Below are 10,745 nucleotides of genomic sequence, written 5' to 3'. Positions count from 1 at the left end.
CCCTATCCCTCGATTCACCCCGCTTGTCCCTCGTACTCCTACCCCCACCCCGACTCCATCCCCCACTCCCACTGCCACACCTGCCCCAGCAACGCCAACACCTGCGGCAGAGCTGGCCCTCAGCGGCGAGTGGCTTTACGAGGGAGGATCTTTTATCTGGCAGGGATCCCTGTGCAAGGTCAATGTTGCGGCTGGCGTCCAGGAAACCGTCTCCATTCGTCAGGAGGGCAACCAGATCAGCGTTTCCTCCCCCAGCTTTTCCGAACGCAGCGGCCAGCTCATCGGCAGCCAACTTTCTGTCAGCGGTAAGGCAGCGGGTAGTGGCACCCCAACCATCACTTGGAGCGGCACTGTCAGCGCTGACGGGCGCTCGATTCGAGGAACGGCTACCTGTGGTAGCGCCAGCTTCGCCATTAGGCTCACACGGCAGAGCTAAATACCTACGCCTCCTCCCCGATCACCGCCACCGCCGTTTTCTCCATCCTCCGGTTTCTGTTGCCGTTGAGGCGGTGGAGGAGGAGCAGCAAAGCTTTCGCTCACAACTTCGATGGTGTAAGGGCCTCGCCCAGGGCTGCCCGGCCCAGCGGCTGGAGAGGCATTTTGCGCCCAGTAGCTTTGCACCTGGAGCAAGTAGCAGCGGTTTTGCCGCACGGGGATGGTTAGCTGAGAGGTGGTAAAGTTGCCAGGGGCAGCATCATCATTTACAAAAACGTCAGGATCCAATCTCCGGTTGCTGTCAAAGCTGCCGATGACCAATAGCGGGTCGAAAACCGGGCTGGTCAGCCGGATTGTAACCCCGGTAACGTTGGCTGCAGAGGGGAAGTAAAGAAACGCATCTGAATAGAAGGTAAACGTGCCGGGAGGCGGCGGAGTTGTGCGAGCATCCAGAATATTGCCGGCGGCATCGAAATAAAACTCCAAAAGGCTATTCGGCCCCAAGGTTCCACTGCGCCTATCCCCCTGTCGGCGGAGGCCAATCGAAGCGAAAAAGTCTGGGCTGAAGGCTTGTTCACAGACATTCACCAGAGGCGGTAGTGTGCTCCCTCCACCTCCTCCACAACCTGCCAAAACCGCAGCCGAGGCCAAAAGGCCCAAGAAAACCCTCTGCAGGGATCCCTGCGGAGTTCTAGAAGCATTCGATGCTGGCCCTGGCATAAGCACTCCTTCGGATCATCAATGTTCCTCTAGATTACGATGATTTGAGCAATTCGCGGCAAAATGCAGATCACTGACAGGCTTTTCACACGTTTGGGTTTGCACCGGCCTGGGGGAGCTGTTTCACTGCTGGCATCGAGAAAGGAGCTTCCAGAGTGTAGTGGAACTATTGAGCCCATCTTGTCCTCAGGAAGGGATCCAGAGCAAAACCCTTTTTCGCGGTGGGCTAATCACGACCAGCGTCGGGCTTCTTGGTGAGGGTGAGAAAGAAATGAGCTAGGGCTGCCACACATTCTCGATCTTCAAAGAGTAGGTCGCGTCGCTGCCGAACCTCTTCAGTCATATGGTGGCGAAACTCAGGATCGGATCCCAGTTTTACGGCCAAATCCTCATAGCATCTCAAATCCGAGGCAATTAAACTGTCCAGGCCCATTCTTTTGAGGATGGCATGGGTATGCCGGCCCCGCGTCAGCTTTCCAGGGCAAGTGATCACCGGCAATCCAACTGCAACAGCTTCTAGGGTGGTGATCCCACCTGACCAGCCATAGGAATCCAACATGAGATCGGCACAGCGGTTGAGATCCAAGTAGTCTTGATGATCCAATCCAGGCAGAACCAGACAGTGGTCTTCTGCATTGAGACCGTACAGGGAAAAAGCCCGGGTGAGCCGTTGCTGAAATTGTCGAGCAATGGCAGCATTGGGCAGAGCCAAGAAGACAAACTGAGCGTTGGGCACTCGTTGGGCAATAGCGGCAAAAAGATAGTCGTATTGGGGCAGATATTTACCCAAGTATTGACAAGTTAGGTAAACCACTGCATCTTCACGCAGGCCGAAATCCTCACGATAGCGCTTTTGCTGCGGCAAAACCGGCTTTTCAAAGCAAGTACCCAAATGAGGTAGCCGGATCAAGGTTTCACTGTAGTGTTCCTGAGCATTCTCCGGCTCCATTAAATCGCTGGAAAGGAAATAGTCAATCGTAGAAAGCCCAGAAGTTACAGGATGAGCCCAAGTGGAGCACTGTATCGGTGCCAGTCGCAGGGAAGCCAGTTGCAGAATGAGAGGCGAAAGGCCGATCTCCAAATACACCAAAATATCCAACTGATCCTGTAGGATTTGTTGGGCTGCATCCTCGAGGCTGCTGGGAATGTGCCTAAACACATCGGCGTATTGACGATACCGGTCTGTCATGAAGTCGGTTCTGGGATCCAGGTGATAGGCGAAGACTTGAAACTTTCGCTCCGAGTTAGCCTGTCCATCAGCCCAATTGGCGTTCAGGTACTTAACCCAACCCAGAGATAAGCGACTGTAAGAGCAAGCTCGCATGGAAGCTGAGGCAAACCCAACTCGGAGGGGATCCCCTGGTTGGGATTGGCAAGGAAGATATCTCCAATCGGGATAACAGGCGTTGACTATGCGTTGAACAAACTGGGCATATTTTTTCTGCAAATCCAGGTCGTTGTAGCCTTGGTACTGTAGGTAGTGATTGGTTCCCAGTCCTGACGCCCACAGCGCTCTGCGACGTTGCTCCTCCGTTTCTAGGGGAGTTTCCTCAATAAGACGATCCAGGTGCTCAACAAAGCGAGCACGAAAGGAGTTGAGTTCTTCCTCGCTCCGATAGACTGCTGGCAGATACAGATGATAAAACCAACGAGCCTGTTCTAACTGGGGATCCAAAGCCATTGCTTTCTCCAGGTGATCCAACGCAACAGCGTGTTCTCCTTGATCTCGACAGGCGATGGCCAGATTCAGATGCACCTGCGCCAAAGGGATCCCTGTCTGTTCATCCGAGTTTTCCAGTAGAGGATTGAGTAGGGCAATGGCTTCTTCGCTACGTCGCAGGTTAACTAAGATTTTTCCAGCTTGAAAGGCAGATCCAGCAGCGTGTGGATTCAGTTTCAGGCTTTGCTGATAACAGGATAGCGCTTCCTCCAGTTGACCCAAAGACTCATAGACGACACCCAAATTGTGGTGATACAGAGCCACTTCGGGATGTTGCTCAATGGCTTCTGCAATGAGAGCCGCTGCCAATTCCGAGTCTCCTCTGGCTTGAGCTACCGTTCCCAACAGGTGAAGGGCATCTGCATGCTCAGGAAAATCCGCCAAGATTTCGGAGTAAATGGCCTCTGCTTGCCGCAGATCTCCTGCCTGCTGAGCTCGGATCCCGGCCAGAAGTTTGTCTGTAGGTGTCAAGTCCGACATCCGCTACAAAGTGGCTAGAAATTCCCCAGATTTCTCTGCCCAGTATAGTCATTTCAAGTGGATACAAACATCCCCCAAGCTCCACCATTAGCCCTTTTCCCAGAGGAAGAGGGGAGTTGGGGATCAACGGAACAACAGTTTCACTTTCACTGCTATTGGGAATGCCCCCGTTGTGTTGCTTCTGAGTTGTTGATGTTTGGATGTCTATGTCGGCATTTCGAGGACTTGTAACTCGCTTTTCCAAACCGGTAAGCGAGGAGAAGGGCAACCTAACTCAAATCCGCTGCCACCCGGTGGGCGCAGGCAAAGCCGGAGAAGGCAACGGCATTGAGCCCTTGGCCGGGGAATGTGCTATCCCCCACGCAGTATAGGTTGGGGATGGCGGTGCGATTGAAAGGCATGCCCAGCAAGCCCCAGGGATCCCGGCTGGGGATGGGCCCATAGGTGCCGTTGCTGCGGCTCAAGAAGCGGCGGTGGGTGCGGGGGGTGCCTATCTCTCTGAGCTCAATGTGGGATCCCAGTTGAGGCCAAAGGGCCTCCAGGCGGCGGATAAGCCGGTCGGCGGCTTGCTGTTTCTGGGTCTGGTACTGGCTTGGGCTTAACCCTTGCCAGGTGGATATCCAACTGGGGGTAAAGGCATGAACAATGTGGCGGCCCGGGGGAGCCAGGTCGGGATCCAACAGGGTGGGGATGGAGACAAAAAGGGTGCCCTGCTCAGCCTCCATCTGATCCCAATCTTCCAGGAGAATGTGGTGACAATAGCGTTCGCCGGACAGGGCCTCGGCCCGCACCCCCAGGTGCAAGCTCAAGAAGCTGGGGGATTGTTGGTAGCGTTTTTGCCACTGCCGCTCCGCCGTGGGCAGGGATCCCGGCCATAGGCGCTCAAAGGTGTCCCAGCGGGTGGCATTGGAGATGATTGTGCGGGCAAAGAGCTTTTCCCCGCTGGCCAGTTCTACGCCCACCGCCCGACCTCTTTCTTCCAGGATCCGCCGCACGGGTGCTTTGTAGCGGATCTGCCCGCCATGGGCCTCTAGTCCCTGGGCCAACTTTTGGGCGATCTGCCCCACCCCCCCTTTGGGATAGTTGACACCGCCGTAGTGTCGGTCACAAAACACCATCCCGGCATTGATGATGGGCGTGCGATCCGCCGGCACCACCGACCAGCAGTAGCACTCCATGTCCACAAAGCGCAGCAAATCCGGATCCCGCAGACAGCGCCGCGCCACCTGGCCCACATTCACCGGCAAATAGCGCGCCAAGGTCAGGCAGCCGAGGGGATTGCTCACAAAAGAACGAAATAGATAGCCCCACTCCTCCAACGAGAGCAGCTCCATGGCGTTGAGGCTGTTGAAGATGGGCCACAGGCTGTCGTAGAACCGGCGAATGCCGGCGGCTTCCCGGGGAAAGTAGCCGGATAGCTCCTGCAAAAACTGCTCGTAATCCCGGTGTACTCGGGGATTCAGCCCCTTGGGCAGGTGGTAGGCAATCTGCACCGGATCGGGGATGGACTCCAGGGATTGGCCCACGGCTGCCAAAGCCCGTGTCAGCAAGTTGGTGGTACCCTGGGTGCCCAACCCAAAGATCATGGAAGCGCCCACGTCAAAGCGGTAGATCCCGTTGCCTAAGGGATCCGGACGCTCAAAATAGCCGGCACTGCCCCCTGGAATGAGGTATTTTTCCAGCACCAGCACACGGTATCCTTTGGCAGCCAACTGGCTGGCCGCGACCAATCCCCCGATCCCAGCACCGATGACGATGGCATCCCAAGCAGGGGAAGGGGTGTACAGAGCCTGCAAGAGGGTCTGAGAAGGCAAAGTTGAGGTCAAGGGATCCCTCTGGAAACTCAAACGCAAGATCAGTATCTTTACCGTACCAGAGGTTCTAGGGTTTCCCCATGAGTTGAGCTCCCCTGGGAATGAGTTTGCCCAGATCTGCAAGATCCCCAAATAGAGATTGTGGCGCGGGCTACGGAACCGAATTCACGAATTTGCTATACAGAATCCGGCCACACGACACAGATGGTTTTGCCATGTTGGTGACCCAGCATCCTGTCTTTCGGCGCTTTTGGTACCCGGTGATGCCCCTCAGCCTATTGGAGCAGGGATCCCCGCAACCTTTCGAGCTGCTGGGAGAGAGGATCGTCCTTTGGCTGGACAAAGCCGGACAGCCCCAGGCAGCCGCAGATCGCTGCTGTCATCGGTCGGCGCAATTGTCCAAGGGAATCGTCTGTGATGACCATATCCGCTGCCCCTACCATGGCTGGGAGTTTGATGGCACGGGAGCCTGTGTCAAGGTGCCGCAACTGCCGGATCAGGCCCGCATCCCAGAGAGCTACCGCATTCCCGCCTATCTCTGCCAGGCCCGCTATGGCTATGCTTGGGTGTGCTTGCATCCCCAGCCTCTACGGGGGATCCCGGTCATCCCAGAAGCTGAGGATCCCAGTTACCGGCTCATCCACGAGTTCTACGAACGCTGGGAATGTGCCAGTTTGCGCATCTGCGAGAACGAGTTCGATGCCGCCCACATCAGCTTTGTACACCAGAACACCTTTGGCAGTATGGAAGACTTGGTACCCAGCCACTTCGAGGTCGAGGAGCTGGACTACGGGATCCGCACCCGCACAGTGCTCGGTGTAGCCAACCCAGAGCTGCAACAGCGCAACCTGGGCATTGCTGCCGCCAAAACCGAGCGCACCACCACTTCAACCTGGCATTTGCCCTTCACCAACCACCTTCACATCCGCTACCCCAATGGCCGCAGCCATGTCATCGTCAACATCCCCACCCCCATCAACGACCGAGCCTCCCAAGTGGTGCAGTTTTGTTTGCGCAACGACACCGAAGCCGATACCCCAGCCGCCGAGGTTATCCGCTTTGACCGGGCTGTAACTTTGGAAGACAAAGCCATTTTGGAGACCACGGATCCCGACGTGCCCCTCACCCTCAGTAGCGAACAGCACATGCTCACCGATAAGCCCGGGATCCTGATGCGCAAGCAATTGGCGGCTCTGCTCAAAGCCCACAGCAGCTCCTCAAACCAGATGTTCTAGGCTGCGGGTGCCAGCGTAGCGGCTGTAGGCGTAGATCAACCCCAGGGTGAGGCCGGTGACCAAAAAGCTGAGGGCCGCCCCGAAAGGATAGTCCAGGCTGGAGCCAAACTGCAACTGAATCACATTCCCGATCAACAGCGTTTTGCTGCCCCCCAACAGATCCGGCACTACGAACATGCCGAAAGCCGGGATCCCCACCAGAATGAGGCCCGCCGCCAGTCCAGGCAAGGTCTGGGGCAGAAGCACCCACCAAAAGACCTGCCAACCCTTGGCATAGAGATCCCGTGCCGCTTCCGCCAGCCGCCAATCGATGCGCTCCACCGCCGTGTACAGGGGCAAGACCATGTAGGGCAAAAACGTGTAGACCATGCCCAGATAAACCGCCAGCCAACTGGGATACAGAGCCGTTTGCGGTGGGATCCAGCCCAGCCAGGCCGCCAAGCGAGCCGGCCACCCTTCCGGGGCCAGCACCACCATCCAGGCATAGGTGCGGATCACCAGGTTCGTCCAAAAGGGCACCACCACCAAGGTGAGCAACAGATCCCGTTGTCGGGGTGGGTGGGCGGCAATGAAGAAAGCCAATGGGTAGGCCAGCAGCACGCAAAAAAAGGTGGTTACCCCCGCCACCAGCAGGCTGCGGCCCAAGATCTGCCAGTAGATGGGCGTCCATCCTAGGGGGCCAAAGCCGAGAATGCGCAGATAGTTCTCCAGGGTCAGGGGCAGTTGAACCTGGCCGAACTCCCCACGGCTGAGAAAGCTGTACACCAACAGCAACAGCCCCGGCAGCACCAGAAAAACCATCACCCACAGCACCCCTGGCCCGGCAAAAATCAGGCTGCGTCCCAGCTCCTGCCAAGGGGTGAGCAGCTCCCCAAACCGCACCTGGGCTTGGCCAGAAGAAGGGATCCACTTGCCCACAGGAGATGGCAGCTTCAACATCCAGTCTCCTCCTGACGGGGATCCGGTCGCAAACGGATTAGGCTTTTCGGGGGTAGGTGGGCCACCAGCGCTGCGCCGATCTCAAACCCTGCATCCTCAATATCGGTGTTGAGGGCCGTGGCCTTGAGCTGCTGACCTTGGTTTGTCCGCAACAGGTATTGGTTCTCAGCCCCAGTGTAGATGAGGTTTTCCACCCGCACCGGCACCTGGTTGGGCAGCAGATCCCAGCCGCTGCGAGAGAGCTGGATCTTTTCCGGGCGAATAGCCAATTGCACCGGTTCCGAGCTGGCCGGGATCCCCAAGACCTTCAGCTTTCCCAAGGGCGTATCCACACAGTCCGTCCCACAGGCGATCCCCTCGATCAGGTTGCTGGCCCCTAAAAAGTCGGCTACGAAGGCCGTCGCCGGGCGCTCGTACACCTCATCGATAAGGCCCACTTGCTCAATGCGCCCCGCCCGCATCACCGCCACCCGGTCGCTGGTCACCAAAGCCTCTTCTTGGTCGTGGGTAACGAAAATAAAGGTCATGCCCAGGCGGCGCTGCAACTCGCACAACTGCACCTGAAGCTGCTTGCGCAACTTGGCATCCAACGCCGACAGCGGCTCATCCAACAAGAGCACTTCCGGCTCGTTCACCAAAGCCCGAGCCAAGGCCACCCGCTGCTGCTGTCCCCCCGACAGCTCATGGGGCTTCCGCTTGGCCAGAGCTGCAATCTCCACCAATTCCATAGCAGCCGCTACCCGCTTGCGCAGAGCTTCTCCCCGCACACCCCGCATGCGCAGGCCGAAGGCGATGTTGTCCTCCACCGTCATAAAAGGGAAAAGGGCATAGCTCTGGAACACGGTGTTGACATTGCGCTTGTGGGCGGGCAGGTGGCCTACCGGGCGACCTCGAATCACCACTTCCCCAGCATCGGCCATCTCCAGGCCGGCCAGGATGCGCAGCAGGGTGGTCTTGCCGCAGCCGGAAGGGCCCAGCAGGCCGAAAAACTCCCCCCGCCGGATGTTCAGCTCAATGCCATTGAGAGCCACAAAATCGCCAAAACGCTTGTAGAGGCCCGCCACTTCTACATCCCAGTCGGGATCCCGGACGGTGGAAGTACTGGAGATGACACTCGCGATCACAGTTGACAGCGCTGATAAACCTATCGAACCCAGTATGCAAGTCTCCGAGAAAATTGCAGTTATCCTCCACACCAGGGGCACCAGTTCCACGCTCAGCCCTGCAAACGGGGATCCCTGCCCACAGCCCTTCAAGATAGCAAATGTGGGAAACATTGTCGCCACGCCACCCCTGGGCAAACAGTAGCCAGAGATACCGGCTTGAGGAACAGTCTAATTCAGGATTGGAGGGGATTTTTCTTTTGAATGGGTCTTTTGCAAGGGATCCCTGGCCGTGCCCGTTCACACCCTCAAAGCCACTCCCCATACCGTCCACTTGGGCGGCTTTTCTTCCCAACTGCCCCCGGCCTTGTATGTGCAATCGGGCGATGTGGTGCAGGTGGAAACCTACTCGGGGTTCGCCCACTACGGCAAAGCGCCGGACCGTTTCTTCACGCCCGAATTCCTCGAAATTTGCCAAACCTTGCCTGCCGAGCGCCGAGTGGGGCCGGGCCCCCATCTGTTGACCGGGCCGATCTACGTTGAGGGAGCTGAACCTGGAGATGTGCTGGAAGTGCGCTTGCAAGCGATCACCCCCCGCTTGCCCATCGGTTTCAATGCCATCCGTCCCGGATGGGGGGCTTTGCCCGGAGAATTTGATCAGCCGCGACTGCGCTTCATCGACCTAGATATAGACCAGGGGGTAGCGGAATTTCCTCCCGGCAGCGGCATCCGCGTCCCCATTCGCCCCTTCTTTGGCATCTTGGGGGTGGCGACCGAGGAAACCAGCCGCAGCTCTATCCCCCCCGGCAACTATGGTGGCAACATCGACAACCGCCAATTGCAGGCGGGATCCCGAGTTTTTTTGCCGGTCTTTGTGCCCGGTGCCCTTTTTTCGGTGGGGGATGGCCACTCCGCTCAAGGGGACGGAGAAGTTGATGTAACGGCCATTGAAACTTCCATGAATGGCACTTTGCAGTTGATCCTGCGCAAAGATCTGCCGCTCGAGGCACCGCTGGCGGAAACCCCGACCGATTTCATTACCATGGGCTTTGCCGAGGATCTGGATGCGGCCTTTGAGATTGCCCTAAGGCGGATGATCGATTTTCTGCATCGGTTTGTCGGCATTGGGCGAGAGGAAGCCTATGTGCTTTGCAGCATTGCTGTCCACTTCCACATCACGCAGGTGGTGAACAGCCCCATGAAAGGTGTGCATGGGTTGCTGCCAAAACAGATCCTGCCCCGCCCTACCCTGATCTAATCGGATCTAATCGCGTCAGCGGGGCGGAGTCCTTACTGCTCCCAATAAGTATCGGCGATGGGATCCGCAGGTGTCGCGGGCTCCTGCATTGGCCAGACCCAATCCGTGAGGTCTTGAGAGGGGATCCCTTCCGGTAGCAGCCCATGGCAGCGGGAGCGAAACAGACAACTGTTGCAGCGCTCAGTGTGGGGGGTCATGGGAAAGTCTTGCGCCTCCAGTTGCCGCAGGTGGTTCAGAGTGGCTCTTAGGTGGGCCAGGTCTTGCTCATAGGCGGCGGCGCTGTAATACCGGTGGAAGGGCTGCTGCGGATGTTGCACATACCAAAAGGTCAGTTGCACCTGCTCCGGCTCAAAAGGGCTTTCCAGGGGCAGCTGCTGGGCCACCTCGCAGAGCAGCAGAGGGTAAAGGCGCACCTGCCAGTCTTGGGCCAACTGTTCATCGCGAGGACGTTGACGCTCAGTTTTCCAGTCCAGGATGTGCAGGGATCCGGGGATAATCACCAGCCGATCCAAACGGGCTATCAGCTTAAAGCCCTCAATCCGTTGCCACAGGGGCAACTCCGCCAACACCCGTCCCTGGGGATGGGCATGGGAGCTGGCCAAGAACACCTGCCACCACTGCTGCACCCCTTCATCCAGGCCGGACAAACGCGGCTCCACCTGCCGCCCGCGGCTGTGCCACTCCACCAAACGGTGAAACTGCCGTCCGCGCCTCTGCTCCAGCTCGTGCTCAAAAACACTGGCAGCGGGCCAGATCAACCGCTCCAGGTACACATAGCGAAACAGGCGGGGGCAATGGTCCAGCAAGGCCAGCGAAGAGGCGGAGAGGTTGACCTGCTCAAGACTCAACCTCTCCAGAGAAGGGGCAGCAGGGATCCCAGACAAAGTGCTCCGCACCGCTGTCGCGAAGGGGAAGAGCTCGCAAGAGGGGGCTAAGTTCCACTGCTCTCAGGATACCCCCACCGCCACCAGGGGTCGCCCAGCGGAGGAGCATGACTCTAGTCAATAATAAGCTCAACTATACTGAAAATAATGTATAATA

Annotated in this window: 8 protein-coding genes and 1 pseudogene; 3 read left to right on the top strand and 6 right to left on the bottom strand. The window is 57.7% G+C overall.

Annotation, left to right across the window (positions count from 1 at the left end):
• Positions 1-436: pseudogene (locus NW838_RS01825) on the top strand (serine/threonine protein kinase); the annotation flags it as partial.
• Here NW838_RS01825 and NW838_RS01820 read toward each other — a convergent pair.
• From NW838_RS01820 to crtH, 3 genes are all read right to left on the bottom strand, one after another.
• Complete coding sequence (locus NW838_RS01820; RefSeq protein ID WP_414427390.1) at positions 433-1,155, bottom strand: hypothetical protein; 723 nt, start codon at positions 1,153-1,155, stop codon at positions 433-435. The pseudogene NW838_RS01825 and the gene NW838_RS01820 overlap by 4 nt on opposite strands.
• A 226-nt stretch (positions 1,156-1,381) precedes the next feature.
• A complete protein-coding gene (locus tag NW838_RS01815) occupies positions 1,382-3,355 on the bottom strand; it encodes a tetratricopeptide repeat protein (protein ID WP_414427389.1) in 1,974 nt (657 codons plus the stop codon).
• A gap of 269 nt (positions 3,356-3,624) precedes the next feature.
• Positions 3,625-5,181, bottom strand: coding sequence for a carotenoid isomerase (gene crtH, locus NW838_RS01810; protein ID WP_414427388.1), 1,557 nt, complete (start codon positions 5,179-5,181; stop codon positions 3,625-3,627).
• Positions 5,182-5,384: 203 nt separating this feature from the next.
• Between crtH and NW838_RS01805 the strand changes: the two genes are divergently transcribed.
• A complete protein-coding gene (locus tag NW838_RS01805; RefSeq protein ID WP_414357633.1) occupies positions 5,385-6,404 on the top strand; it encodes a Rieske 2Fe-2S domain-containing protein in 1,020 nt (339 codons plus the stop codon).
• Here the strand turns inward: NW838_RS01805 and NW838_RS01800 are convergent.
• Both NW838_RS01800 and NW838_RS01795 read right to left on the bottom strand, forming a co-directional pair.
• Positions 6,387-7,343 carry an ABC transporter permease gene (locus NW838_RS01800; RefSeq protein WP_414427387.1) on the bottom strand — a complete coding sequence of 319 codons (957 nt, stop codon included), beginning with the start codon at positions 7,341-7,343 and terminating at the stop codon, positions 6,387-6,389. The two genes, NW838_RS01805 and NW838_RS01800, sit on opposite strands and share 18 nt — an antisense overlap.
• Positions 7,337-8,467: an ABC transporter ATP-binding protein gene (locus NW838_RS01795; protein WP_238376942.1), complete on the bottom strand. Its 1,131-nt coding sequence runs from the start codon at positions 8,465-8,467 to the stop codon at positions 7,337-7,339. Before NW838_RS01795 ends, NW838_RS01800 begins: the two co-directional genes overlap by 7 nt.
• Before the next feature lie 271 nt (positions 8,468-8,738).
• Between NW838_RS01795 and NW838_RS01790 the strand changes: the two genes are divergently transcribed.
• Positions 8,739-9,704: an acetamidase/formamidase family protein gene (locus tag NW838_RS01790; protein ID WP_414357635.1), complete on the top strand. Its 966-nt coding sequence runs from the start codon at positions 8,739-8,741 to the stop codon at positions 9,702-9,704.
• 32 nt (positions 9,705-9,736) lie between these two features.
• On the opposite strand, the gene NW838_RS01785 is transcribed toward NW838_RS01790, so the two are convergent.
• Positions 9,737-10,600, bottom strand: coding sequence for a PD-(D/E)XK nuclease family protein (locus NW838_RS01785; protein WP_414427386.1), 864 nt, complete (start codon positions 10,598-10,600; stop codon positions 9,737-9,739).
• Positions 10,601-10,745 lie beyond the last annotated feature (145 nt).

Origin of the sequence: Synechococcus sp. R55.2, assembly GCF_047462075.1 — a bacterium.
Lineage (GTDB): Bacteria > Cyanobacteriota > Cyanobacteriia > Thermostichales > Thermostichaceae > Thermostichus.
Note: the sequence above shows the minus strand (reverse complement) of the source record. Positions and strands in the feature narration are given on the sequence as shown.

Coding starts and splice junctions, on each gene's coding strand:
- NW838_RS01800 (WP_414427387.1), bottom strand. CDS start 7,343: ATGTTGAAGCTGCCATCTCCTGTGGGCAAGTGGATCCCTTCTTCTGGC.
- NW838_RS01815 (WP_414427389.1), bottom strand. CDS start 3,355: ATGTCGGACTTGACACCTACAGACAAACTTCTGGCCGGGATCCGAGCT.
- NW838_RS01820 (WP_414427390.1), bottom strand. CDS start 1,155: ATGCCAGGGCCAGCATCGAATGCTTCTAGAACTCCGCAGGGATCCCTG.
- NW838_RS01805 (WP_414357633.1), top strand. CDS start 5,385: ATGTTGGTGACCCAGCATCCTGTCTTTCGGCGCTTTTGGTACCCGGTG.